General features: G+C 44.3%; 21 protein-coding genes. 19 read left to right on the top strand and 2 right to left on the bottom strand.

The features are described from left to right. The first annotated feature begins 47 nt into the window (after positions 1-47). The 11 genes from J2Z34_RS14770 (at position 48) to J2Z34_RS14720 (ending at position 10684) form a co-directional block, all read left to right on the top strand. Entirely contained in the window at positions 48-452 is a 405-nt protein-coding gene (locus J2Z34_RS14770) for a PTS sugar transporter subunit IIA (RefSeq protein ID WP_209460642.1), read from the top strand. After that, the gene (locus J2Z34_RS14765; protein ID WP_209460641.1) at positions 452-943 is read left to right on the top strand and encodes a PTS sugar transporter subunit IIB; all 492 of its coding nucleotides are present in this window, start codon (positions 452-454) and stop codon (positions 941-943) included. Before J2Z34_RS14770 ends, J2Z34_RS14765 begins: the two co-directional genes overlap by 1 nt. A gap of 6 nt (positions 944-949) precedes the next feature. Then, positions 950-1711 carry a PTS mannose/fructose/sorbose/N-acetylgalactosamine transporter subunit IIC gene (locus J2Z34_RS14760; RefSeq protein WP_209460640.1) on the top strand — a complete coding sequence of 254 codons (762 nt, stop codon included), beginning with the start codon at positions 950-952 and terminating at the stop codon, positions 1709-1711. A gap of 1 nt (position 1712) precedes the next feature. Continuing rightward, positions 1713-2543, top strand: coding sequence for a PTS system mannose/fructose/sorbose family transporter subunit IID (locus J2Z34_RS14755; RefSeq protein WP_209460639.1), 831 nt, complete (start codon positions 1713-1715; stop codon positions 2541-2543). Between the two features lie 89 nt (positions 2544-2632). Further along, positions 2633-3685 carry a zinc-dependent alcohol dehydrogenase gene (locus J2Z34_RS14750; protein WP_209460638.1) on the top strand — a complete coding sequence of 351 codons (1053 nt, stop codon included), beginning with the start codon at positions 2633-2635 and terminating at the stop codon, positions 3683-3685. After that, complete coding sequence (locus tag J2Z34_RS14745) at positions 3682-5151, top strand: xylulokinase (protein WP_209460637.1); 1470 nt, start codon at positions 3682-3684, stop codon at positions 5149-5151. The genes J2Z34_RS14750 and J2Z34_RS14745 overlap by 4 nt, the downstream gene beginning before the upstream one ends. 10 nt (positions 5152-5161) lie before the next feature. Further along, on the top strand, positions 5162-5734 hold the full coding sequence (locus tag J2Z34_RS14740) for a DUF4428 domain-containing protein (RefSeq protein ID WP_342453203.1): 573 nt from the start codon (positions 5162-5164) through the stop codon (positions 5732-5734). A gap of 446 nt (positions 5735-6180) precedes the next feature. Continuing rightward, a complete protein-coding gene (locus J2Z34_RS14735; RefSeq protein ID WP_209460635.1) occupies positions 6181-6963 on the top strand; it encodes an acyl-CoA dehydratase activase in 783 nt (260 codons plus the stop codon). 17 nt (positions 6964-6980) lie between these two features. After that, the gene (locus tag J2Z34_RS14730; RefSeq protein ID WP_209460634.1) at positions 6981-8216 is read left to right on the top strand and encodes a 2-hydroxyacyl-CoA dehydratase subunit D; all 1236 of its coding nucleotides are present in this window, start codon (positions 6981-6983) and stop codon (positions 8214-8216) included. Continuing rightward, positions 8216-9376, top strand: a complete 1161-nt coding sequence (locus tag J2Z34_RS14725; RefSeq protein ID WP_209460633.1) for a 2-hydroxyacyl-CoA dehydratase subunit D — start codon at positions 8216-8218, stop codon at positions 9374-9376. The genes J2Z34_RS14730 and J2Z34_RS14725 overlap by 1 nt, the downstream gene beginning before the upstream one ends. A 72-nt stretch (positions 9377-9448) precedes the next feature. Beyond that, positions 9449-10684 carry a CaiB/BaiF CoA transferase family protein gene (locus tag J2Z34_RS14720; protein ID WP_245250808.1) on the top strand — a complete coding sequence of 412 codons (1236 nt, stop codon included), beginning with the start codon at positions 9449-9451 and terminating at the stop codon, positions 10682-10684. Between the two features lie 172 nt (positions 10685-10856). On the opposite strand, the gene J2Z34_RS14715 is transcribed toward J2Z34_RS14720, so the two are convergent. Then, entirely contained in the window at positions 10857-11603 is a 747-nt protein-coding gene (locus J2Z34_RS14715) for a FadR/GntR family transcriptional regulator (protein WP_209460632.1), read from the bottom strand. 539 nt (positions 11604-12142) lie between these two features. Between J2Z34_RS14715 and J2Z34_RS14710 the strand changes: the two genes are divergently transcribed. Next, entirely contained in the window at positions 12143-13444 is a 1302-nt protein-coding gene (locus J2Z34_RS14710; protein ID WP_209460631.1) for a nickel pincer cofactor-dependent isomerase, group 22, read from the top strand. A gap of 88 nt (positions 13445-13532) precedes the next feature. After that, complete coding sequence (locus tag J2Z34_RS14705; RefSeq protein ID WP_209460630.1) at positions 13533-14696, top strand: YkvI family membrane protein; 1164 nt, start codon at positions 13533-13535, stop codon at positions 14694-14696. A 127-nt stretch (positions 14697-14823) separates the two neighbouring features. Here the strand turns inward: J2Z34_RS14705 and J2Z34_RS14700 are convergent, their stop codons facing one another. Next, a complete protein-coding gene (locus J2Z34_RS14700) occupies positions 14824-16401 on the bottom strand; it encodes a PucR family transcriptional regulator (RefSeq protein WP_209460629.1) in 1578 nt (525 codons plus the stop codon). A 453-nt stretch (positions 16402-16854) separates the two neighbouring features. Between J2Z34_RS14700 and J2Z34_RS14695 the strand changes: the two genes are divergently transcribed. The 6 genes from J2Z34_RS14695 (at position 16855) to J2Z34_RS14670 (ending at position 25561) form a co-directional block, all read left to right on the top strand. Then, entirely contained in the window at positions 16855-18153 is a 1299-nt protein-coding gene (locus J2Z34_RS14695; protein WP_209460628.1) for an SLC13 family permease, read from the top strand. A gap of 18 nt (positions 18154-18171) precedes the next feature. Next, positions 18172-20574 carry a glycyl radical protein gene (locus tag J2Z34_RS14690; protein ID WP_342453201.1) on the top strand — a complete coding sequence of 801 codons (2403 nt, stop codon included), beginning with the start codon at positions 18172-18174 and terminating at the stop codon, positions 20572-20574. Further along, positions 20561-21472: a glycyl-radical enzyme activating protein gene (locus J2Z34_RS14685; RefSeq protein WP_209460626.1), complete on the top strand. Its 912-nt coding sequence runs from the start codon at positions 20561-20563 to the stop codon at positions 21470-21472. Before J2Z34_RS14690 ends, J2Z34_RS14685 begins: the two co-directional genes overlap by 14 nt. A gap of 295 nt (positions 21473-21767) precedes the next feature. Beyond that, complete coding sequence (locus J2Z34_RS14680; RefSeq protein WP_209460625.1) at positions 21768-23069, top strand: SLC13 family permease; 1302 nt, start codon at positions 21768-21770, stop codon at positions 23067-23069. 171 nt (positions 23070-23240) lie between these two features. Beyond that, positions 23241-24380: a CapA family protein gene (locus J2Z34_RS14675; protein ID WP_209460624.1), complete on the top strand. Its 1140-nt coding sequence runs from the start codon at positions 23241-23243 to the stop codon at positions 24378-24380. Further along, positions 24377-25561 carry a 2-hydroxyacyl-CoA dehydratase subunit D gene (locus J2Z34_RS14670; RefSeq protein WP_209460623.1) on the top strand — a complete coding sequence of 395 codons (1185 nt, stop codon included), beginning with the start codon at positions 24377-24379 and terminating at the stop codon, positions 25559-25561. Before J2Z34_RS14675 ends, J2Z34_RS14670 begins: the two co-directional genes overlap by 4 nt.

The raw sequence follows: 25561 nt of genomic DNA, 5'->3' as shown, positions 1-25561 counted from the left end.
TTAATGCAACGTTGAATAAGTATCATATTTGGAAAGGGGAACAAAAGGTGAAGATTATACTGGTGTCGCACGGCAGCTTTTCAAAAGGATTGCTTGAAAGTGTTCAAATGATTATAGGGGAACAAAAGGGAATCATCGCATACGGACTTTATCCACAGGAGACGACAGATGACCTGGTTGCAAAATTGGAGAGCGAAATAGTCAAGGATGAAAATGAGGAATGTCTCTTTCTGTCAGATTTGTTTTTTGGAAGTCCGTTCAACGCTGTTGTAAGGCTGATGCAAAAATATGATCTTTATCACGTTACAGGTGTAAGCATGCCATTGGTACTTGAAGCTGCACTTGCAAGAAATTCAGGAGCTACTCCTGAAGAAGTCTGCAACAAAATCGTTGAAATATCCAGGGATTCCGTAAAGGATATCAAGAAGCTTTTAGCAGAGGAGGTAAAATAATGAAAAATATAGTATTGGCTCGAGTCGATGACAGACTGATACATGGAGAAGTAGTTTCAGTGTGGACGCCGAGCTTAAGTGCAAACCGCATTGTTATTGCAGATGATGAAGTAGCTGCCGACAAATTCAATTCGAAGCTGCTTAAGCTACTTGCCCCAGCAGGCGTGAAGGTGAATGTATATACAGTAAGCGAAGCAAGTGAGAAACTGGCGGGAGAGTTCAAGAAGGAAGAAAAGATCATAGTGCTTGTTAAGACACCGATCACATTTGAGAAGATGCTTGAAGCTGGAGTTGAACTTAAACATGTGAATTTGGGTGGCATGGGCATAAGGAACGAAAGGACTCCATTTGTAAAGAATGTAGCCTGCAGCCCTAAAGAGGTAGATTCAATCAAGAATATGATGGAAAAGGGGGTGCATGTATACTATCAGCTAGTACCTGAACAGCAGATTATAGAGGTTTCAGAAGTAATAAAGAAAAGAAAGGAATGATAAACTGTGACAATTTTACAGGCAGTACTACTCGGAGTTACTTATTGGCTCGCAATTGGAAATCTTCCATTCGTAGGTCTGTGGTCGCTTCAAAGACCACTTGTATGTGGACTTGTAGCCGGATTCATTTTAGGTGATCCAATCAAAGGTGCAGTTGTCGGCGGTACGATTAATCTTGTATACCTTGGATTTATGTCAGCAGGTGGAAGTATGCCGGCGGACATGGCTATAGCAGGAATACTTGGTACAACCTATGCGATAGTTGGTGGAATTGATGCTCAGACAGCAATGGCAATAGCGGTTCCAATAGGAATAATCGGAACAATAGTATGGTATTTGAGAATGACCTTTGACTCAATATTCGTTCATATGGCAGACAAGTATGTTGAAAATGGAGAATACAACAAGATTTGGAAAGCCAATGTACTATACCCGCAGATAATGGCCTTCTTCATGACAGTGATACCTTGCACACTGGCAGCATACTATGGTGGAGCATACATACAGAGCGCTCTTAACCTTCTTAGCGGTAGAGTACTTACAGTATTCCAGATAATCGGAGGCCTGATGCCTGCGCTTGGTATTGGAATAACACTGATGTACATATTCAAGGGCGAGTCCAAAATATTCCTCTTCCTCGGATTCCTTCTTGCAGTTTATTCAAAGCTGAGCCTTCTTCCGTTGGGTATGATATCGCTTATCGTGGCGATAATATATGTGCAAGTTTCTTCCAATAACAACAAAGTAGCAATTGAGGAGGAAGACTAAAATGGCTGAAACTAAAAAACTGATCACCAAGAAAGCACTGATAAAATCCTGGTTAATCTGGGAGACGTTCCCTCAGACCTGCTACAACTATGAAAGAATGATGGGCCAGGTTGTTGCACACATGTTTGTTCCAATAATATATCTTCTTTATGCAAATAATCCTGAAAAGCGCAAAGAGGTTATGAAGCGTGAAATAGAATTCTTTAACGTACATATCGAATTTGGAGCATGCATACTTGGAATGGTTGTCGCACTTGAAGAACAGAAAGCTCTTGGTGAGGATATACCGGCAGAATTTATTACTAACATCAAAACTTCACTCATGGGACCTTTGGCTGGAATAGGCGATACTATATGGCAGGGAGTAGTAATACCCATAATGCTTGCAATCTGTATTGACATAACCAGATCCGGAAGCGGAAACATATGGGGTTCAGTAATATATGCCATTGTCATAGTTGCTGGAGCCTACACGTTAAGCTATGTAAACTTCATGTTCGGTTACAATGCTGGTAGTGAAGCAATAATGGATTTCCTGGAAAAGGGTACTTTGAATAAGATACTAAAGGGAGCTTCAATCATGGGTTGCATGGTTATGGGTGGTCTGATAGTCAATTATGTCAAGGTTAAGACAGGTATTGAAATTGTAACTTCAACATCTACATTCAATTTTCAGACGGATTTCTTTGATAAGGTAATCCCAAGCATTCTTCCGTTGGGCGCTACAATGATGACATACGGTCTGCTCAAGAAGAGATGGTCTTCAATAAAGATTATTGCTTTGTTCGTAGCAATAGGCATAATTGCAGGATTCACAGGGATATTGGCATAGATATAAGGAGAAAGAATTATTGATGGAGAGTTTCTTCATCAATAATTCTTTCACTATAGCAGCAAGGCTGCTTTGATATGGAGGGTATTATGAAAGCGATAGTATATAGAAATCCTAATGACTTTAAGATAGAAGAAATCAGTCTCCCGGTTCTTGAGTCGGATGAGGTCCTTATAAGGATTACTGCATCAGGAATATGCACAAACGACATGAGAGACTTCAAAGGCGAATCAAATTATACGTTTCCCAGAATAGGTGGGCATGAGTATTGCGGAGTCATTGAAGATTCTGGTAAGGGCGTAGATAAAAATAGGTTCAAAAAAGGCAGCAGAGTTGTTTCATATATCATCGAGGACTGCAAGGAATGTTACTATTGTAAGCACGGTATGGAGAACCTTTGCGAGGAATTTCCAAAATCGAGGATATTCTTTAATCCTGAAGGTATGTCAGGTTACGGAGGCTTTGCAGAATACCTTAAGGTTAAATCAAATGATATTTGCTTTTATCCAGATAACACACCCTTTGAAAAGATGGTGCTAACCGAACCTCTGGCTTGCGTAATAAACAGTGTCAATGCAGCAAATATAAAATTCGGTGATGATGTCCTTATCATCGGCGGTGGAACAATGGGTCTGCTTCACGTAATGGCAGCTAAGCTAAAGGGAGCTCGAGTCATACTCAGCGAACCTCTAAAGGAACGATGCGATAAAGCAATGGAGCTTGGGTGTTCAGAAGCATTCAGTCCATTGGAGTGTGACCCAATTCAAAGAGTCAAGGAGCTTACATCTGGGAGAGGTGCGAATGTAGTCTTTAACACCACAGCTATACCTTCAGTTGCAGAGCAATCTATAGAAATGACCGCAGTTGGCGGTATTTGCCTTCTGTTCAGCTCAATTCATCCCAATAGACCATTAGCTGTAAATGGGGGAACCATTCATTCCTTCCAGAAGACAGTAACTGGTACGGTTAGTCCAACAATAGAATCTTTCCAACAAGCTGTGGAGCTTATAGCTAAAAACTTACTGGATCCATCTGTACTTGTAGAGGAAATATTCGATTACAAAGAGTTCGATCATGCAATGAAAACAGCAATGAGGCCTGACACATATAAGGTAGTTCTCAAATTTGGAGACCTGAAATGAACTGCTATCTTGGGGTAGACATCGGAACATCTTCAGCAAAGATGGTTGTGATTGACCAGAAAGGCGATACTATCGCACAATGCAGCCGTGAATATTCCTTTGACCAGCCAAAGCAAGGTTGGAAGGAGATAGATCCTGATGTATGGTATGTTGAGGTCATGAAGGGACTGAAGGACATGCTAGCATTGGTTGACAGAAAAAGAATCAAAGGGATAGGAATCACTGGTCAGATGCATACAGTCATTTTTATGGGAAAAGACGGTAAATCCATAAGACCTGCCATAATGTGGAATGACAATAGGACAAAGGAATGCCTTGCGGAATTGAAAGAAAATATTAAAAAGGTTGGAGATCAGCCTTTTATAGAGAAGATAATTTCTACTGGAAGTCCTGCTGCAAATCTTTATTGGTTAAAGCTAAACGAGCCTGACAATTTTAAACTCCTGCACAAATTCCTGATTGGTCCTGATTACCTTGTGTACAGGTTTACTGGTAAAATGACAACTGATTATTGTGAAGCATCGACATCATCACTTTATGATATCGAGAGAAGGGTCTGGTCCAAGGCTGTAGCTGAACTGATAGGATTGTCAGAAAATGTATATCCGCAGATAAAGGGAAGTTCAGAACAGGCTGGATTGATTTTGGATGAAGTAGCCGAGGAGCTGGGACTTTCGAAGGGCTTAGCAATAATAACAGGGACTGGAGACAACCCGGCTACAGGGGTTTCATCAGGCTGTTTCAGCAATACATCGCCTATACTTTCTCTTGGAACATCTGCTGTCCTTATGTTCAGAAGATCCGAGCTAGACTTGGATGCTAAGGGAAAGAATATCCTGTTTTCAGCAGATGGAAAGCTGGTTCATATCCTGAACCAAGGGGTAGTACAGTCTGCAGGCAATAGCTACAGCTGGATAAGCAAGGAAATATTAGAAATTGAAGAATTTGGGAAAGGTACCGAGGAAATATCCATAGATAGGCTGGGAGAGAATCAAGTGTTGTTTTATCCCCATCTTGCTGGGGAAAAGACAATATATGGTGATCCAGCATTAAAGGGGGCATTCATCGGTCTAACCCTGGATACAAAGAGAATGGATTTGTTGATAGCTGTTATGGAAGGTGTATCTTTTGGAATAAGGCAGCTGATGGATGAGATGAAGCTTGCACATTTAGATGTCCTCAGAGTAACAGGTGGTGGTTCCAATAGTACGGTGTGGATGCAGATATTAAGCGACATATTGAACGTGAAGGTTGAGACTATTCTAGCTGGCTCAGGTGCTTCCCAGGGAGTTGCATTGCTAAGTGCATATGCAAATGGAGAGTTCACCTCATTAGATGAAATTGGTGGTAAAGCTATTAAAGCGAATAAAACATATTATCCAAGAAGTTATAACACTTCACTATATGATGACCAATATCGAAAGTATAGGAAAATTTACACTGCGCTAAAAGCAATCACTGACTAGTATAAGGAAGATGGGGAATGAAATGAAAAAAACATGTGATCAATGCGGGAAAAATCTAGGATTGATAAAGTTCAGATACTCTGACGGACACATCTGCAAAGACTGCTACAAGGCTGCAAGCAGGAACTTCACTGAAACTGTCAGAGAAAAGAGTTTGGAGGATATTTCCAGTATCATTGATAATTCTATGAGAGTATCACTTGATGAGGATTTTCAGGTATCTGCCAAAATTGGCAACTTCATCCTTATAGACAAGAAAAGAGGGAAATTTAGTATCGTCAGTAGAAAAAATGATTTTGACATATCAAGGATATACAGATTTGATGATGTTAAGCACCACGAAATAATTACTATACCGAAGCTGTCCGCTGAAGAATTAAAGCTTCCGACTGGTAATTCGGACAAGATCATAAAGTCATTGAGCGTAAAACTCGCTTTCAACTCGGATGGAAAGAAAGAAGAGATAGTTGTAGCATCCACTCCTATGAGGCTGAATAGTCGTGCTTTCAAGATGTCGCTTGATTTCGCTAATAGAATATCTGCAGAATTTGATAAACATGTAAGTGCGAACAATGTCTCATAAGATAAATCAAAAGTATTACTAAGTTGCCGTGATATTAAGATTTTAGGTCTTCAATTATATAGTTATGAATAGGTAGCTCAAACATTACATTGAAATAAAGCATTTGAGATCTCAGCTGTTAGCCGGGATCTTTTTTATTCGTGAAAAATTCGATCATAGTGAAGGCATATAAATCACAGGCTTAAAGATTCTTAGCGTCTGAAGAACATGAGTATACATGCGAAATTGTTGAATAGCAAGCTTGAATATATATCTTGATTGTTGATTCAATTTCAAATTAGCCTTGAAAACTAATTAACAATGTCGATTTATTACTTATTGACTTCTAAAAAAGAAAACGTTATACTCTCCTTAGATACCTGGTCTTACCAGTAATCTATGAATGATAAGTGTGGTAACTTATCATTCAGTTTAGCAATTGCTTAACCAATTTAGGGAGTGAAAATATGGTTACTTTAGGAATTGATATCGGCTCTACAACCTCAAAATGCGTAATGCTTAGAGGCGGAACGGATATCGTTGCTACATCGCTTGTGCCTGGAGGCATTGGAACTAACAGCCCCGACAGGGCTATGGCTGAGGTGTTAGCAAAGAGCGGACTCAGTGCAGGTGATATTTCCTACACGGTTGTTACTGGTTATGGCCGCAGTAACTATAAGGGTGCGGACATGCAGGTAAGCGAGCTTTCCTGCCATGCATTCGGCGGACGTTTTGTATTTCCGAAGCTTCGTACGATCATCGATATCGGCGGGCAAGATGTCAAGGTTGTTTCGTTATCCGAGGCCGGAAAGATGACCAATTTTATAATGAATGATAAATGTGCTGCTGGTACTGGCAGATTTCTTGATGTCATGGCCGGAATACTCCAGATTAAATTGGGTGACATTGAAACGCTTGCAGCGATGGCTGACAAGCCTTCGTCAATTTCAAGCACATGTACCGTGTTTGCCGAAAGCGAAGTGATAAGCCAGCTGGCTCATGGGTCAACCGTACCCAATGTCGTAGCAGGAATATGCGAGTCAGTAGCATCACGTACTGCTTCAATGGTGAAGAGGATAGGAGTTACAGAGCAGGTCTGTATGAGTGGCGGTGTAGCACAGAACGGAGGAGTTCGAAGAGCTCTGGAAAAGACACTTGGGGTGCCGATTGCGTACTCTCCTTTGTCGCAGCTCTTTGGTGCCCTGGGTGCAGCCATTTATGCTTACAATAAACTACAACATGAAAAGTAAAAGAAGGAGGAAAAAATATGGCAGCAGAAACTAAGGTTCAAAAAGTACCAGATCCAAATTCAGCCAAGTACAAGCTCGATGCTATAGTTTCAAAACATTACAGAGAGGTTCAGGAAGCGAAGGACAGGGGTGAAAAGATAGGCTGGTGTGCCAGCAATTTCCCACAGGAGATATTCCAGACTCTCGGTATAAAGGTTTGTTATCCTGAAAACCAGGCGGCTGCGATCTCAGCCCGTGGTGCAGGTGAAAAGATGTGTGAGATATCCGAATCCAACGGGTATTCAAATGACATATGTGCTTATGCACGAATAAGCCTTGCCTATATGGAGGTCAAGGATGCGCCTGAGCAGAATATGCCTCAGCCTGACTTCATGCTGTGCTGCAACAATATCTGCAACACTATGATGAAGTGGTACGAGAATATAGCAAAAGAGCTTTCGATACCAATGATCCTTATAGATATTCCATTCAACCCGGATTACAAGGTTTCACCTGCCCAGGTCGAGTATGTCAAGGGCCAGTTCCTTGATGCGATAAAGCAGCTTGAAGAGATAACCGGAAAGGTCTGGAGTGACGAAAAATTCAAGGAAGTCATGGCAATTTCAAACCGTACTTCAAGAGCATGGCTGGATGCGACTGCATATACCAAATACAAGCCAAGTCCTTTGAATGGCTTCGACCTTCTTAACCACATGGCTGTTGCAGTCTGTGCAAGAGGTACTGTTGACGCTGCAGAAGCTTTCGAGACACTTGTTGAGGAATACAGCAAAGCAGTTGTTGAAGGCACAAGCACATTCCGTGGAGAAGAGAAACACAGGATCATGTTTGAGGGAATCGCCTGCTGGCCTCACCTCAGAACAACAGCAACCGGACTTAAAAGCAGGAACATCAACATGGTTGCCACCATTTATGCCGATGCATTCGGATTCATCTATGATGATTTTGACGGACTCATAAGGTCCTACTGCAATGTGCCTAATGCCATGAACCTTGAGCATTCGAGAGACATGAGAATAGACATCGCAAAGAGGACAGGAGCAGAAGGACTGCTGGTTCATACAAACCGTTCATGCAAACTGTGGAGCGGATTCATGTATGAGATGAGCAGACAGATTGGCGAAGCATGCGAGATTCCAGTGACAAGCTTTGACGGTGACCAGGCAGATCCGAGAAACTTCTCTGCCGCACAGTATGAAACAAGGGTACAGGGTCTTACTGAAATCATGGAATCAAACAAGGGAGGGATGATGTAATGTCTGTTAAGAAAATTCTTGCAAAGTTTAGTGAAATAGCCTCAAATCCCTCTGCACAAAAGGATGCATATCTTGCAGCGGGAAACAAAATTGTTCTTGTCGCTCCACTATATACACCTGAAGAGATAGTGCATTCTATGGGTGCAGTACCAATGGGAGCATGGGGTGCTGACTGCGAGCTGCAGGAAGCCAAGAAGTACTTTCCATCGTTCATCTGCAGCATAATGCAGAGCATTCTGGAGCTTGGAGTCAAGGGCACATACGAAGGGGCATCAGGTATAATCATTCCTTCACTGTGCGACAGCCTTAAGACACTTGGACAAAACTGGAAGTACGCGGTACCTTCAATTCCATTCATTCCAATGACATATCCTCAGAATAGGGCAAATGAGGGCGGCCTGGCATTCACCAAAGCCGGCTACGAGACAGTAATCAAGTCCCTTGAAGAAGTGCTTGGCACAAAATTCGACGCTGAATCACTGTCGAAGTCGATTGAAATATACAATGAGCACAATGAGGCAATGAGAAAGGTATCAGAGGTCCTTGCACTTCATCCGGAGGTTTCGGCTGCTGACCGCAGCAACATATTCAAGAGTGCGACACTGATGCTGAAAGAGGACCATACTGCACTTGTTTCCGAGCTCTTATTGGCACTGGAGTCAGCAACGCCAGGCGAGGCAAGGTTCAAGGTAATGACGAGCGGAATAATAGCAGACAATCCATCATTGAATGCCATATTCGATGAATTCGGAATGCATATCGTTGCTGACGATGTCGCAGCAGAAAGCAGACAGTACAGGACTGATGCACCAGAAGCCTCCAATCCGCTTGACAGGCTTACAAAGAAGTTCGGTCTGATGGACAACTGCAGCGTACTTTATGATGTCGAGAAGAAGCGTGCTGACCTTATTGTCAGGACCGCCAAAGAGAAGGCAGCAGATGGTGTCGTGGTTGTACTTACAAAGTTCTGTGACCCGGAAGAATTTGACTATGTGATGATCAAAAAAGCCTGTGAAGCAGCTAATATCCCTCTGGCTCTATTAGAAGTGGATCGCCAGATGGTCAATTATGAGCAGGCCAAAACAATAATTGAGACCTTCAGGGATCTCATAGAAAGCAATACCCAGGAAAATGAGAAAGTATTGATCAGTGCAATTTAGCCAGCACCGAAAAGGTGACCGGCTTGAATTGAGAATCAGAATTAGAGTTAATAAAACAAAAGGGAGATTTGAATGAGCGCAATGAAAAGACCATTAGAAGGAGTCAAGGTAATTGAACTTGCAACATTTGTCGCAGGTCCATGCTGCGCAAGGTATCTTGCAGACCTAGGTGCTGAAGTTATAAAGGTGGAGTCATTCCAGGGTGATCCACTCCGTTTTACAGCTGTCAATGAAGGCCGTCCTGCGGGAGAGGCTGAAAATACAAGCTATGACCTTGAAAATGCAAACAAGACATGCATATGCCTTAATACGAAGTCCAAGGCAGGCCGTGAAGCCATGGAAAAGCTCATCGCAAGTGCGGATATATTCATAACTAACTGGAGACAGAACGCTCTCGAGCGTTCAGGTCTTGATTACGAGAGCCTAAAAGAGAGATATCCGAAGCTTGTCTTCGGAATAGTAAGTGGCTATGGCGAAAAGGGACCTGACAAGGACCTGCCAGGCTTCGATTTCACTGCCTTCTTTGCACGCGGTGGCGTAATGGGCACCATGTTTGACAAGGATAACCTGCCTATGAATGTAATAGCTGGATTCGGAGACCATCAGGTCGGAATGAACCTTTCATCAGGAATCCTTGCTGCGCTTTACAGGGCTAGAGAGACAGGATACGGAGACAAGGTAGTAGTCAGCTTGTTCCATTCTGCACTTTGGGATGTTGCAATCATGCTTCAGAGCGCGCAATACGGACATCCTTCAACGCAGTACCCGATTTCAAGGAAGAAAATCGCGAACCCTCTTCAGGTAGCACATAAGTCCAAGGATGACAGATGGCTTCAGATAGCAATGCCAAGATATGATTTCTTCTATCCGAAATTCATGGAAGTGATCGGAAGGACAGACCTTATCGGAAACCCGAGGTACTATCCTCAATCAGCACTCCAGGATAATCTTGAGGAGTTCTACGAAATCATAAAGGAAAGCATCGCTAAAGAAGATATCAGCGTGTGGGTTGAAAAGCTCACTGTTGCCGACCTGCCGTTCGCTGTGGCAAAGACATGGAATGAACTTCTTGTCGATGAGCAGGCATGGGCCAGCGACTGCTTCCATGCAATGGAATATCCTACAGGAGCAACGCGTACACTGGTAAGACCGCCGGTATTGTTTGAGTCGACTGAACTTCCTCCATATAAGAGAGGACCTTACCTTGGCGAGCAGACAGAGGATATCCTTGTACAGCTCGGATATTCAAAGGAACAGGTTAAGGCAATGATTGAGGCTGGAGATGCAATGCCTCATAAGGCACAATAAAATTTCACCAATTAAATAGCTGAACAGACCCTGCAAAGGAGCCGTCCGCTCCTCTGCAGGGTTATTAACCACTAAAAAAACAAGATGATCTGAAGTCTTAAGATCACCTTGTCCTCACATTAATATTCAATTATTCAGTAATCAATTAGGTCCTTGTGTATAATTCGCGGATCTAATATGTTGCCCTGAGATCAACAAGGAATGCATGGACATGGTATCGCATAGCATCCTCTGCAGCACTTACATCCTTGGCACGGATAGCCTCAACGACATCCTTATGCATCTTCAGAATACCCATGCACATATCGATGCGTTCAGGAGTAGTCATTGGCTCCATCCTGGTATGCATCATGTTGATCAGCAGTTTGCTGAATACCTGGGTCATGATATAGGCAACTTCATTCTTTGAAGCCTTAGCCAGTAGCCCATGGAATTGAGGGTCGATAAGGATGAAATCCTCATAGTTATCTACGGTAGCTTCAGCATGTGCAAGTAAAACATCTAATGCTTCCAGGTCTTCATCTGTACGGCGTTCTGCAGCCCATCCGGCTATGGCAACATCGTTGAGTGAACGGTATTCCGACATCTTCTCTAGGGTTATCTGGCTTGACTGAAGCATTGCTTCAAGTGACTGCTCAACACCCTTGGTATTCGGTTCTTGTATTATGGCACCGTTGCTTCCGGCTATCGTCCTGATGAAACCTGCGCGCTCAAGCATTCTTAGCGCTTCACGTATGGTAGGGCGGCTCCTCTGGAGCATATCCATCATGTTTCTCTCTGAAGGCAGCCTGTCTCCCGGTTTCAGCTGTCCACTGAGGATCATATCCTTGATCTGGTCGTAAATTGCTTCACTGGCACGCTGTGTATGTATTGGTTTTAGGTTTACAGCATTTGCCAGAAGCCCATCTTTGTTTGTCACTATGTTTCCCCCATTTAACTTCGCTTATGATTACACTAGATTATACTATTTTAATCGTCCATGGTCAAATGTATTGGTACACAACACAAATGAATTGAAGGTGCATAGCATGGATGAAGCAATTTCTATTGGTCGGGCTTAATGGAATTGGATAAAATCTTTGAAAATATATTAACAATGTCATCGTTTTCCATATTGACTTTAGAAAAAGAAAACGTTATACTCTCAATTAGATACCTGGTCTTACCAGTAATCTATGAGTGATAAGTATGGTTAGTTAAGGGGGATGATATTGATTCAATAACTTTAATGCACCCCGATGGATGTGGTCATATTTTTACAGTTGATAAATCGAGGCTCCAGCTCGGCCATTCAAATGAAAAGGATAGTGACTGCAGATGCTGCAGCTGACGACAAGAGGTTATGTAGACTGAACCGGCGTAGGTGAAAGTTATTGCCGTAAATTGACAAAGCTTGCTGATGCCGCTAACAGATACTGATGGTGCGATTATTGAGAAGTTGGATTTTAGGAGGACGGAATGAATTTTGTAGATTTTCCGGAAATTACACTCACAATCCAAGGTATGGAGGACGTCAGAATCCCAAAAATGATGAAAGTCCGCCAGATATACGACAAGAACAGAATTGAGGATATCGAGGGATGGATATGGGAGGAATTGGAGACAAAGCTTCCTGAAAATCAGAAGTTATCCTACAAAGGCAAGAGGATATGTATTACTGTCGGAAGCCGTGGAATACCAGACATTGACAGAATTGTAAAAGCAGTACTCGAATGGCTTAAGGTGAAGGGTGCCAATCCTTTTATCGTGCCAGCCATGGGAAGCCACGGAGGAGGAACAGCTGAAGGCCAGAAAGAGTTTATCGCAGGTTACGGAATTACTGAGGAATCGATGGGAGTTCCAATCCTATCATCGATGGAAACCGTGAAACTAGGAGAACTCGAAGATGGTACGCCAGTATACTGCGACAAATACGCAGCAGAATCCGATGGGATAATTGTATTCAATAAGATCAAGCCGCACACCGATTTTCGTGGTGAACATGAGAGCGGATTGGCGAAGATGTGTGCCATAGGACTTGCTAAACATGTTGGTGCTTCATATTTCCACATGATGGGTTTTCCGACTTTTGCTGAAAGAATTCCAAAAGTTGCAGGAATGTTCATTGAGAAGGCTCCAATTGCCTTTGGACTCGGAGTAGTACAGAATGCATACGACGAGATCAGTGTAATTGAGGTAGTCCCTAACGACCAGATAATGGAAAGGGATGCAGAGCTTCTTAAAGCAGCGAAAGACAAGATTGCAAATTTCAAGATGAAGGAAATAGATGTTCTCATAATCGATGAGATTGGAAAGAATATCAGCGGCAACGGACATGACCCAAATATTACAGGACGTTCTAACTCAAAGGGTTTTGAAGATGTCCTTGATTGCAAGAAAATGTTTGTCAGAGGTATCACGGAAGTCTCCCATCATAATGCATGCGGACTTTCTGCAGCAGATATCACTACCCGCAGGGTTATGAACGACATAGACCTCGATGTAACATGGACTAATGTTGTAACAGCAACAATGCTGAATGGTGCCAAGCTTCCAATGTATGTGAATAGCGACAAGGAAGCGATAAGGGTCTGTATCCGTACCTGCAACAACATCGACTTCAGCAATGCGAGGATAGTACGAATAAAAAATACCGCGGAGATGGAGGACATACTTATGTCCGAAGCTTACCTCGAAGAACTTGAGGGACGTGAGGACATAGAAATAATTGGCGAACCGTTCGATATGGAATTCGACGAAGATGGTAACCTGGTAGATTGACATTCCAGGCAACAAGAAAATTTCCATACCGGGCATGTAGATTGTATCTCAATAAAATTATTATAATCATATCGAGAGGAGATTAATCATGGCAGAAAAAACTTCAAGGAAAGGCAAATTTAATCTAGCCACATCAATGGGAATTGGTGCGACCTGGTTCGGAGTTCATATGGGACCCGGAACTGCTTCAGGCAGACAGGGTTCAACCTATTACAGCACCTACGGAAACTGGGGGCTCGTCACTCCGCTGCTTGCTATGGGAATACTTGGATTCATAATCTACATCGTCGTTGAGTACTGCAGGCAGAACGGTCTTACAAAGTATAAGGATTTCTTCAACCATTTCTTCTCCCCTTACGAGAAGATATTCAGCATACTTTTCGATATACTTTTCTTCTTCACTTACTTTATGGTTGTTGGTGCATCACTTGCAACAGGCGGAAAGATACTTGCTAATCAGATTGGCCTTCCGTATCTTGTCTGCGCCGCTATCATCGGAGTTATCGCACTCATGCTCATCATCTACGGAGAAGCTCTCATACGTAACGCAAACAGTGTAATGACATGGCTGATGCTTGCAATTATCGTTTCTCTTCTTTTCTTCTCACTTGGAAGCCCGCAGTCTCAGTTCTCCACAGAGTGGGCTGCAAAGACATGGGATTCAGGAACACTCTTCCCGGCTCTCAAGGCTGCTGTAATCTACGCTTCTTTCCAGGTTACCGGAGCAATCGGATCAGTTGCATCTGTCACAAGCGGACTTAACAGCAAGGCTGAATCAAAGGCTGCTGCCATATTCGGATTCCTCACGAATTCAGTTCTGATCATAATGATCATCGTGATGCAGTACGGATACCCACAGCTGACTAAGGCTGAGATGCCAAACTATGAAATACTGAAGCTCCTCAATATACCAGTTCTTTACTGGATGTATGTTGCACTTGTTGAGCTGGCTGTTGTATCAACAGTAATAGGTCTCAACAACGGAGTTGTAACCAGGATTCAGAAATATGTAAAGATAAGCAACCCTATGGTCAAGAATGTAGTTCTTAACGTGATATTCATGATGGGCGCGACAGCTGTATCGCTCCTCGGACTTACAAAGATAGTAGGGCCAGGATTCACAATGCTCGGCTACATGTGCCTTCCACTTGTAATAATCCCGATATTGGTCATCGGCTACAAGAAGGTCATAAAGAACACAAGCGAGAAGCCTGATGTAGCAGCAAAAGCTCATCTTGGACTCGAAGACTAGGAATATCAAAGGTTTGACTTCAGTAAATGATGTCAGCAAGTAAATAATATAGAAATTGACAGACCCCGGTTGTGACCGGGGTCTGTTCGTTATACATAGCCATAAAATTTAGTATGATGACATAATGTCATATCTTGATTTTCTGGTTCAGATACCTTTGATAGTATCTTACAATCAGGCAGGATGACAGGATGCGGAAATCAGTGTGACCGTCTTCTATTGGAATCTGGATAATCTCAGTAATTTTCTTGATCTTGTTAAGTACTGTGTTTCTGTGCATGTACAGAGCCTTTCCGGTTAGAGAAATGCTTCTTTCATTGAGGATGTAGTAGAACAGCACATCAAGAAGGTTTGAGTCGTTATTCGTGTCATATCTGTATAATGCTACTATAGCCGGATGGATCAGGTATATGATGTTGTCGTGGTGGTGCTCCTCGATAAACTTCCGGGCAGCCAGGTCTATCAGGTAATAGAAGCTGTAATCCTCATGTATGAAAACCCTGTCTGAAAGGCTTCGCCGATGAAGGGTGGTAGCAAGGCGTATCGTATCACTTGCTATGAGATGCAGCGTCCGCAGCATGTCATGGTTTCTTGTGGAGTTGCTGATTCCGGCATATGCATTGTAGCGAGTCATGAGCTCCTCCAATTTGTCATAGTCAAAATCCAGTTTCTCGAAGTTGCGAGCCTCCTGAGTATGGAGTATTACAATATCATTATTATGCAGGGTAATGTTATCACCTTCAAAGATTTCCATCAGATCATCAATGAGGTGCGTATTTGCAAACTCATGATTATCTGCATGCCTTACAACAATGACAGCCATGAAAGTCATGAGAGGGTAACGAAGGTATTTCGAACGCTCTTCGATTTCTCTGGATTCAGTCAGCCTGGATTCAATGATATCGGAAATGAATGATGAGAAAAGAATGTCGTTCTCAGGATTGTCGATGTTCAGATCATTGAGAAACTTGACGACTATTTGGGACAGCTTGTAGAGCATATAGCTCACATCTACATTCCTGTGCGAAGGATTCGTTACAATCAAGAGTTTGGCTATTGTAGCACCATTCTCATGGATCTTCAGGAAATGATAATAGTGGTTCAGCTTCTGCGAGTGATAGACCTCATAAAAGTCCTTCTTATATATGCTGATACACGATGCCTTGAATTTACCGGCATCATTCTGAGGAAGATGTCCTTCTGAAGTAAGGGCATCGATGCAGGCATCGCTGAAATAAGTCCTCTCGCTGCCGTATATTACCCTGTCGTATGGATTAAGAAGAAATATAGGAGCTCTTATCAGATCCGAAGCTATGGAAAGGACCCCTGACAGGCTCTTGCCATCGAACATAGCCTGAAGCAGCAGCGTACGCCAGTGATTGTAGCTATGAACCAGGGTTGTGAGTCTGTTATATAATGAAGTGATTTCCAAATCTGTTTGGATTATGTTATGTTTTACGGATGATTCAATGAATGTCTTTTCAGTTTGAGCTGGAACGAATATAGTGAGCCTTTCATCAGAGCCATCACTTTCCATCAGGGATTTTAGCGATGAAGCGTTACTGATATATATGAAAGAACCCGACACAGGAACGCTCTTCTTGTAGAAGAGTATCCCGTTGAGCTCCGGCATATCCTCATGGGCAATCGATTTGGAAACTACATGTTTTCCAAGCACATTGACAATGAAATTTATATTGGGCATCTGAAATTCCTCCGTAATGGCACGTTGCGAATTATTGCTGTAAAAATATCAAGCTCATATGAAGGTGAGTAAGTGATGATCGAGCATTTCTTATTCCATGATATGCATGCAAAGTTGGTATTTGTCATGACAGCTTCAACTTCCATATCGTATCTTGCTGACAGACAATTGAATTATAAACGAAAGCAGATAATTTTGCTACATCAAGGCCTCCATCCAACAAGCGTCTTAATCAGAAGAGATTTCCTGCGTGTAAGGCACAGGGATGGGACGCTGGTCTGCATCCCTGATACTAAGGAATATGTATGCATTTGTCACATGGCAACTGGAATAGATTATGCGCACCGCCTAAGAATCAGCAAAATATGAAAACGTAATTGTGTTAATTATTTGGCGATGATAACCTTATCACGAAAAGTACTTTCAATAAAAGATAAAAGGGGAGATTAAGCCATGTCATTATACTTATGCTTATTTGCCATCCTGGCAGCGATTGTAATCGGATGGAAATTCAACTTCAACACTGGAATCCTTGCCATGGGCTTTGCATTCATAATCGGAAACCTGGTTATGGGGCTGAAGGTATCTGAGATAATCAGCTTCTGGCCTACCAACATCGTATTTTTCCTGATCGCGATATCATTGTTCTTTACTTATGCTACAAGCAACGGAACCATGACCCTTGTTGGAGAAAAGCTTCTCTATGCAATGAACGGCAATGCGAAGCTGATACCATGGGTTATTGCATTAGTCAGCGCAGTTGTAGCATTCCTTGGTGCCGGAGCATCAACTCCTGCAATCGTAGGACCACTGGCATTCGCACTTGGAATTCCAGCAGGCATACATCCAATAATGATCGCAGTGACAGTAGGCTGCGCAACACTTATTGGAGCTGACAATCCGATAAACGGATTCGGCGGAGTCATTTCAAAGAACCTTATTGAAAAGGCTGGCTATGGCGATGCATCGTTTGCAATAGCGAACTATGTATGGATCAACAGCGCATTCAAACAGATTTTCATAATCGCCATATTCTATATCGTATTCAAGTGCTATAAGGCAAAGCGCGTTGAAATTCAGAAGCCAAAGGATTTCGACGATATTCAGAAAAAGACTCTCTGGCTGATTCTTGCTGCATTCGCATTCATGGTACTGCCTGCAGTGATAAACACATGGGTACCAGGAATCAAGCTGGTAAAAGCACTGGCTACATTCTCTCAGCCACAGGTAATCATGGTTATTGCAGCAATACTTGCAAGAGCCCTGAAGCTCGGAGATGAGAAAGACATAATCAGGAAGCTCCCAATGAACACGATACTTATGATAGCGGGTGTTGCCCTTCTTCTTGGAATAGCCAAGGAAGCAGGACTTGTAGATCAGATTGCTTCGATACTCACGAATAACATACCGAAGTTCTGGGTGCCTGCAATGCTTGTTCTCTTCGCTGCATTCCTCAGCTTCTTCTCAAGTGGAACATCCGTCGTATGCCCTCTGATGTACCCACTGGTGCCTGTTCTTGCGACATCGCTGAGCCTGAACCCGGTAATGCTGTTCTCATGCATATTCATAGGAGCTATGGCATCATCACTTTCACCGTTCTCAACAGGCGGTGCAATGGTAATTTCCGGCTGTCCTGACCCTAAGATCAAAGAACAGCTTACAACCTGGATGATTCCAGTGTCTGCTGTGGTCGTACCGGCAGTCTGCGTAGTTCTTGCAACAGTAGGTTTATTCGGATTATTCTCAGTTTGATAGAAGAAAGGCATTAATATGAACTTAAGAATACAGAAAATGAAGGAAAGTCTAAGAATAAGCAAGTATCCGCTCTGCATTGAGCTGTTCAGGCTTGCTAACGAATCCCTGGACAAGACTGTCGGCGAGCCGATGATCACAAGAAGAGCGAAGCTCCATGAGCACATACTCGACAATATAACCATATTCATAGAGGAGGATGACCTCCTCTGCGGATCCGGAGCTAGCAAGCCGTTCGGCATGGAGATGCAGTATGAATACGGCGTCTGGACCAAGGATGAAGTGGAGTCGCTCAAGAGCGAGATATACACCATTACTCCTGAGGACGAAGCCGAGCTGTACGAGCTGAACAAGAGGTTTGCAGACAATGCACTGAACAGCAACCTGGTAGATGCATTGTCGAAGTCACTGGGAATGAACGAACGCATGTGGCCTTTCATGAAATCAGGTTGCATCCTTCCTCCCTGGAAGGACAAGAAGGGCGGCTCAGGCGGTGGCTTTGCTATGTCAGGCTATGGCCTCGGGCCAGGCTTCTTCCTGGTATGCATCGACTTTGAGAAGATCATAAGAGAAGGCGCAAAATCGATAATCGAAGAGGCGAAAAGAAACATCAGTGAACTGAGATATACTTCAGCTGACAGCATAGAGAAGCAGAACTTCTGGGAAGCGGTCATCCGTGTCTACGAGGCATGGGTGAGGTTTGCAGGACGTTATGCTGATGTTGCTGAAAAAATGGCAGCTGAAGAAAAGGACGAGACCAGGAAATCGGAACTCCTCGAAATGGCAAGGATCTGCCGCAAGGTTCCTTACGAGCCTGCTGAAAGCTTCCATGAAGCCATGCAGTCCTTCTGGTTCACATTCCTCCTGGCATGCCCATCACCAACAACAACTGCAGGACGCTTCGACCAGTATATGTATCCGTACTACAAGAAGGACATCGAAGCCGGTACAATGACTGATGAGAAGGTCCTGGAGCTTATAGAGATCATGCGCTGCAAGTGCATGAAGATAAACAGGGTATCCGGAAAAGCCAACAGGGCTAAAAACTCAGGAATGGCGAAATGGTACAACTGGACAATCGGCGGCGTTGACGAAAATGGAAACGATGCTACAAACGAGCTTTCGTACCTGCTGCTTGAGTCTGCAAGGGATACCAACCTCCCTCACTTTACGGTTACTGTAAGGGTCCATGAGAATTCCCCCAAGGAATTTTTGCTCAAGGCTCTTCAGGTAGTCAAAACAGGCATGGGGATGCCGGCATTCCTTGGCGACAACAGCTATATCAAGTTCTTCACAGACGGCGGAATGGACCTCATTGACGCAAGGGATTACTGCGCTACAGGCTGCGTCGACGGAAATATTCCTGCAAAGACAAGAAGCCAGGTTGTAACTTTCTTCATAATTGCACAGGCTTTCGATATCTTCATGCACAATGGGTACTGCAGGTACACCAAGGAGCAGGTAGGCATAGAAAGCGGCGATGTGACAAAGATGGCTACATTTGATGAATTTAAACAGGCGTTCTTCAGGCAGTTCGACTATCTGCTGCATCTGGCAGCAGAAAGGAACAACGTTGAGCTCATCGCTGAAAGGGAGCTATTCCCTGATCCGTTCCGTTCGGCCCTTATGGAAGGCGGGGTGAGCCTCGGCAAGGACATGCTTGACAGGCAGTTTGATTTCGAGAACGGAAGCCTGCTTGGAGCAGTCGGAGGAGTCAATACAGGAGATTCCCTGGCAGCCATAAAAGAACTGGTATATGACAAGAGGAAATACACCATGGAGGAGCTTCTCAAGGCGCTTGACGCCAACTGGGAGGGCTACGACGACATGCGGCAAGACTTCATCGCAGTGCCAAAGTACGGCAACAATGAAGACATGCCGGACCAGCTGGTAGCTGAAGTCTATAAGTTCTTTGCAGATACCTGCAGTACTATGGACACAGCATATGGCGGCAAGGTAGTACCAAACGCAATTTCCATATCTGCCCATCAGCCCGGAGGAGCAAGCACAGGAGCAACTCCTGACGGAAGAAAGACAGGAGAAGTGCTTGCTGACGCATCGCTCTCGCCTGACCATGGAAAAGACAAGAACGGCCCGCTTGCAGTGCTGCAGAGCGCCATGAAGGTCAACCAGGACCCGTATCAGGGGACTCTTCTGAATATGAAGTTCCATCCGAGCGCACTAAAGACTGATGACGACCTTGCAAAGCTCGGGGATGTCGTGAAGACCTACCTTACTAACGGAGGAAAGCATGTCCAATTCAACGTGGTGACAAAAGAGGACATGATTGACGCAAAAGCCCATCCAGAGGAACATCAGGAGCTGATAGTAAGGGTCGCAGGTTACAGTGCGTACTTCACGAGGCTCAGCGAAGCCATCCAGGATGAGGTCATAGAGAGGACTTCGTTTGAGTACGCTTGATTCGAAGGGGACAATATTCAACATACAGCACTATTCAATACATGACGGACCGGGCATCCGCACCAGCGTGTTCCTGAAGGGATGCCCGTTATCCTGCCTATGGTGCCAGAATCCGGAGTCGAACTCTGTCAGGCCGCAGCTCATGTATAACAGGGACACCTGTACAGGCTGCCTCGGGTGCATCGGAACCTGCCCACAGAATGCAATAAGGCAAGACTTTGACAAGGTAATTACTGATAGGGCACTTTGCACAGGCTGCGGTGAATGTTCAGCGGTATGTCCTTCGAAATCACGGACCATTATGGGGAAAACCATGACCTCGGATGATGTGTATCAAGAGGTATCGAAGGATGCGCTTTTCTACCGAAATTCTGGCGGTGGTGTTACCATTACCGGAGGCGAGGTGCTTTTCCAGCCGCTGTTTGCCAGGGACATCCTCAGAAGATGCATGGAAAACAACATACATACTGCAATCGAGACCTGCGGTTACGCAGACTGGAGGGCCTTTTCGGAGATCCTTCCATACGTCGATCTGGTGATATATGACATAAAGCATATGGACAGCACGATGCACAGAAAGGGCACTGGAGTGGGAAATGAAAGGATACTTGAGAACCTCGCAAGGATCTCAAGTGAGATGAGTATTCCCATAATAGCAAGGACCCCGATAATCCCCGGATACAATGACACTGAGGATAATGCGCGCCTTATGGCAGCCTTCTTGAGAGACAACGTAAGGACCTGTCAGGAGGTTAACCTCCTGCCATACCATAACCTTGGAGTTGGCAAGAAAAGCCAGCTTGAGGAAGAACCTTCGTTTATCAGCCATGCGCCGGGATCGGGCGAGATGGAGAACCTTAGAACCATAATACGTTCATATGGGATAGAGGTAATTTGACAGGCAGAGGCCTGCCATATATGAAGCTACCGCAATACCACCTTATATTCGGCTTGAGTTCGCTCAGGCCGTTTTTTGCACTGATGAGAAGATAGTCTCGTATCCAAAGAATTCACGGGCACTGGCAAGGATAGGTTAAAAGGTTTTGGATGTGAAGTAAACGATTTTTCCATATGTGCAGTTTGCACATAAAAAAAGATGTAAATCTATACATTCTGTACCTACAGTAAAAAAATCCCGGAGCATACAATTGAGTCAACCGGTTAAATGAAAGAATAAAAGGAGATTAAAGAGAATGAATGTGACACTGGTAGGATTCCTGATGATTGCCATCATAGTTGCTATTTTACTTTGGGGAAAGGTTTCAATAGCCCCCGTATTCGTCATCATACCGATAATCGGAGCAGCGCTTTGCGGCTATGACCTGAACAAGATCAACACATTTATGGGAGACGGCCTCAAATCAGTCCTTAATACAGCTGCTCTTTTTGCCTTCGCAGTCATGTACTTCAGTCTGCTCAGTGATGTCGGCATGTTCGACGTCATAGTCAAGAAGGTCATGAAGTATATGGGCAACAAGGTTGAAATGGTGCTTCTCATGGCGGCCTTCGTTGCTACAATCTCTCATCTTGACGGATCAGGAGCAACAACGATGCTCATAACGATCCCTACCATGCTTCCAATCTTCAAGAAGATGAAGATAAGACCTGAAGCGCTTCTTCTTATGGCGGCTCTCGCATCTGGCTCGATGAACGTTACACCTTGGTGTTCATCAGTACTTAGACTTACTTCAGCAGTCGGAGGGGATCCCCAGGAGCTTTGGATGTACATACTACCTCTGCAGGTAATCGCTCTGCTCCTTACCTACGCAAGCGTAATTGTAGTAGGAAAGGTTGAGAGGAAGAACGGCGCAGGAATGACTGATGAAGAGTTCGCAGAGCTCAAGAAGACTATCGACGAGCCTGCAAAGATATCTGTAAGCAAGGGTGTACTTGCATTTGACATGGTAATGACACTTGTACTCATTATCCTGCTTCTGACTGGTGTCCTAAAGACAAACCTCGGCTTCATGCTGGCATTCAGTATAGCACTAGTTGTAAATTACCCGAATGTAAAGAAACAGAGTGCCAAGATAAGAGAATATGGCGGAGCTGCACTCAACATGATCATAATAATATTCGCAATTGGCGTACTGGTTGGTATAACAAGCGGAACGGGGATGATAGCCGGAATGGCAAATGCATTCATTTCCATAATACCTGAAGGAATGGGAGAACGTCTCCCCATACTGCTTTCGTTCTTCTCAGTACCGCTTTCCATGATTATCGGAAGCGATACAGTATACCTGGTTCTTGCTCCGATACTTGCAACCATACTAAAGACTTACGGAATAAGTACTCTTATATTGTCAGCTGCGCTGCTCATGGGTTCATGCCTTGCAGCAAACCTTACACTCATAGGACCTACACCGTACCTGGCTCTTGGACTTGCAGACGTTGAAATGGGAGCGCACCTGAAGTACAGCTTCAAGTATGTATGGGCAATTGGAATAATCGTCACAGTAGCTGCCGGAGTTCTTAATATCATACCTTTCTAGACTGATCATGAGTTGGAAATGGCGATCCTCAAGGATTGCCATTCTCCTCCAGAGGAGGGACGAAAATGACCATTAATCAGAAAAGGCTTGTTATCATAGGAGTGGTGCTATTCACAGTGCTGATATCCATTGTCAACATGCTGCTCCATATTTGAAAAGGCTGGGAAGTGTATGAAAAAAAGAATGACCATGCTGGTTGGTGGAGACACCATTCTTGGCGAAAACCCAGAGCTGTATTTTAAAGGAATCGACAGCGTACTTGGCAGTGGAGATGTAGTCCTCGCTCAGCTAGAGGTTCCTTACAGCGACACCGCACCTGAGCTTGACGATCTGCACAGGGAACTAAAGAATCTGGAGCCGCTTAAGGGAAGGTTCGACCTGGTGACCATGGCGGGGAATCACATCTATGATGCAGGCGAGACTGGTGTTCATGATACACTGGACTGGCTTGATGAAAATGGAATACCTCATGCGGGCGCTGGCAGAAACTTAGATGAAGCGGTAAAACCGGTAATCATCGAAAAGGATGCTGTGAAGTTCGGATTCCTCAACTACAACTGCGTTGGAATTAAGGCCATGAATGCAGGAATTAAAAAGGCAGGAGCAGCTTACGTCGATGTAATCACGCATTATGAGCTTGGAGATGTTGCAAATCCGGGAGGAAATCCTGACAGGATCTACACTTTTCCGGAACTTACATCATATGAAAGAATGATCAGGGATATTGAAGACCTTCGAGAAAAATGTGATGTGCTGTCGGTATATCTTCACAAGGGCATAGTCCATAAGGCCGTCAAAATAGCGGACTATGAGAAATTCGTCTCAAGAGGCGCAATTGATGCCGGTGCAGATATCATTTTCAGCAGTCACTCCCATATATTGCACGGAATAGAGATCTACAAGGGAAAGACCATTTTCCACGGACTTAACAACCTGATTGCCTGGGTGCCTTCACTTGGACCGAACTGGAGGCGCACTAAAGGAAAGGCAACCGAGGTGTTCGATCCGGAGGCCTGGGCCAGGGCGAGGGTGGAGAGATTCGGATTTGTTCCGGATCCTGAATATCCCACGTATCCGTTCCACCCTGATTCCATATATTCGATAATTGCCAAATGCATAATTGAAGACAGGAAGATAGTGGAGACAAGGTTCATACCTCTCATAGTAAACAAAGCCGGAATACCCGAAGCGGTAAAAAGATCAAACGGCGGGGACAGGGTCCGTGAGTACATGGACAGAATAACAGAGCTCGCTAATCTCAACGCCACATTTGATTGGGTGGATGACGAGATAGCGATAAGGGAAAAGTGAAAGGAAGTGTTGTTGTGGCGATAAGGGAAAAAGCATTGCAGAGCAGAGCCTTTGCTGCATTGAAGAATATTTATGACAACAGGGAAAGCTATATTGTAGATGCGAAGGCAAGAGGCAGGAAAGTCGTCGGAACCTTGGGCTGTGACGTGCCTGACGAGATACTCATGGCAGCAGGATATCTGCCGGTAAGGCTATATGCGGACAAGGACCCGGACTTAAGGGATGCCAACCAGTACCTGGAGTTTTCGTTTGATCCGGTTATACGTGCACAATTCCAGAAGATTGTGGATGGGACATACTATGATCTGGTTGACAGGATAGTCATCTCCAATTCGACTGATGCCCTGATAAGGATATACTTCTATCTGCGCGAGGTGCATCATATCGAGCCCGAGAAGAAGGTGCCCCCGGTTTACTTCATAGACTGGTTGTTCACAAGGACCAGGATGCATCAGGTCAGGAACGAGGGAACCATAAAAAGGTTCATCGAAGAGGTAGAGAGCTGGAGCGGAACGGCATTGACTGACTCTGAGATAAGGGCTGCAAGCGAAGTCTGCAACGAAAACAGAGCGGCTTTAAGAAGTTTCTCCGCACTAAGAAAGGGAGAGAATGCGACTGTAAATTCCAGTGAGGCCCTGGTTGTAATCGGAAGCTCTCTTTTCATGGACAGGAAGGAGCATACTGAGCTGGTAAATCAGGTGATCGAGGATGCCAGATCATGGGAAAAGCTCTCGGGTCCTAAAGTATACATGACTGGCAGCGTCCAGGAAAATACCGAGCTTTACGAACTGGTTGAAGCTTCCGGCGGACTCATCGTTTCAGAAGACCATGATTGGGGCGACAGACATATGGACAGGGATGTCAATACAGGTTTAGATCCTGTAAGGGGCATTGTCGACAGATACATGCTAAGGATGTTCAGTTCCAAGAAGGCGTTCGTTTCCCAGAGGGTGGAGGCACTTGCCGATGCAGTTGAAGCATCAGGAGCCGAAGGCGTACTGTTCTATCTGAGGATCTACGAGGATTCACCTTCGTGGGACTTCCCTGAGCAGAACAAGAGGCTAAAAGCCATGGGCAAGAAAGTCGATTACCTTGCGAAGCAGGGAACGGAAATTACAGGTAATATAAAGCTAAGGGCGGATATAACCGCATTCATATCGGACATGAAAGGAGGCTGCTGA

Origin of the sequence: Youngiibacter multivorans (assembly GCF_017873395.1) — a bacterium.
Classification (GTDB): Bacteria; Bacillota; Clostridia; order Clostridiales; family Clostridiaceae; genus Youngiibacter; species Youngiibacter multivorans.
Note: the sequence above shows the minus strand (reverse complement) of the source record. Positions and strands in the feature narration are given on the sequence as shown.

Excerpts from the sequence above, each read along its gene's own strand:
- J2Z34_RS14740 (WP_342453203.1), top strand. The coding sequence starts at position 5,162 with ATGGGGAATGAAATGAAAAAAACATGTGATCAATGCGGGAAAAATCTA.
- J2Z34_RS14765 (WP_209460641.1), top strand. The coding sequence starts at position 452 with ATGAAAAATATAGTATTGGCTCGAGTCGATGACAGACTGATACATGGA.
- J2Z34_RS14675 (WP_209460624.1), top strand. The coding sequence starts at position 23,241 with ATGAAAAAAAGAATGACCATGCTGGTTGGTGGAGACACCATTCTTGGC.
- J2Z34_RS14725 (WP_209460633.1), top strand. The coding sequence starts at position 8,216 with ATGTCTGTTAAGAAAATTCTTGCAAAGTTTAGTGAAATAGCCTCAAAT.
- J2Z34_RS14730 (WP_209460634.1), top strand. The coding sequence starts at position 6,981 with ATGGCAGCAGAAACTAAGGTTCAAAAAGTACCAGATCCAAATTCAGCC.
- J2Z34_RS14690 (WP_342453201.1), top strand. The coding sequence starts at position 18,172 with ATGAACTTAAGAATACAGAAAATGAAGGAAAGTCTAAGAATAAGCAAG.
- J2Z34_RS14705 (WP_209460630.1), top strand. The coding sequence starts at position 13,533 with ATGGCAGAAAAAACTTCAAGGAAAGGCAAATTTAATCTAGCCACATCA.
- J2Z34_RS14695 (WP_209460628.1), top strand. The coding sequence starts at position 16,855 with ATGTCATTATACTTATGCTTATTTGCCATCCTGGCAGCGATTGTAATC.
- J2Z34_RS14755 (WP_209460639.1), top strand. The coding sequence starts at position 1,713 with ATGGCTGAAACTAAAAAACTGATCACCAAGAAAGCACTGATAAAATCC.
- J2Z34_RS14710 (WP_209460631.1), top strand. The coding sequence starts at position 12,143 with ATGAATTTTGTAGATTTTCCGGAAATTACACTCACAATCCAAGGTATG.
- J2Z34_RS14720 (WP_245250808.1), top strand. The coding sequence starts at position 9,449 with ATGAGCGCAATGAAAAGACCATTAGAAGGAGTCAAGGTAATTGAACTT.
- J2Z34_RS14750 (WP_209460638.1), top strand. The coding sequence starts at position 2,633 with ATGAAAGCGATAGTATATAGAAATCCTAATGACTTTAAGATAGAAGAA.
- J2Z34_RS14680 (WP_209460625.1), top strand. The coding sequence starts at position 21,768 with ATGAATGTGACACTGGTAGGATTCCTGATGATTGCCATCATAGTTGCT.
- J2Z34_RS14700 (WP_209460629.1), bottom strand. The coding sequence starts at position 16,401 with ATGCCCAATATAAATTTCATTGTCAATGTGCTTGGAAAACATGTAGTT.
- J2Z34_RS14735 (WP_209460635.1), top strand. The coding sequence starts at position 6,181 with ATGGTTACTTTAGGAATTGATATCGGCTCTACAACCTCAAAATGCGTA.
- J2Z34_RS14745 (WP_209460637.1), top strand. The coding sequence starts at position 3,682 with ATGAACTGCTATCTTGGGGTAGACATCGGAACATCTTCAGCAAAGATG.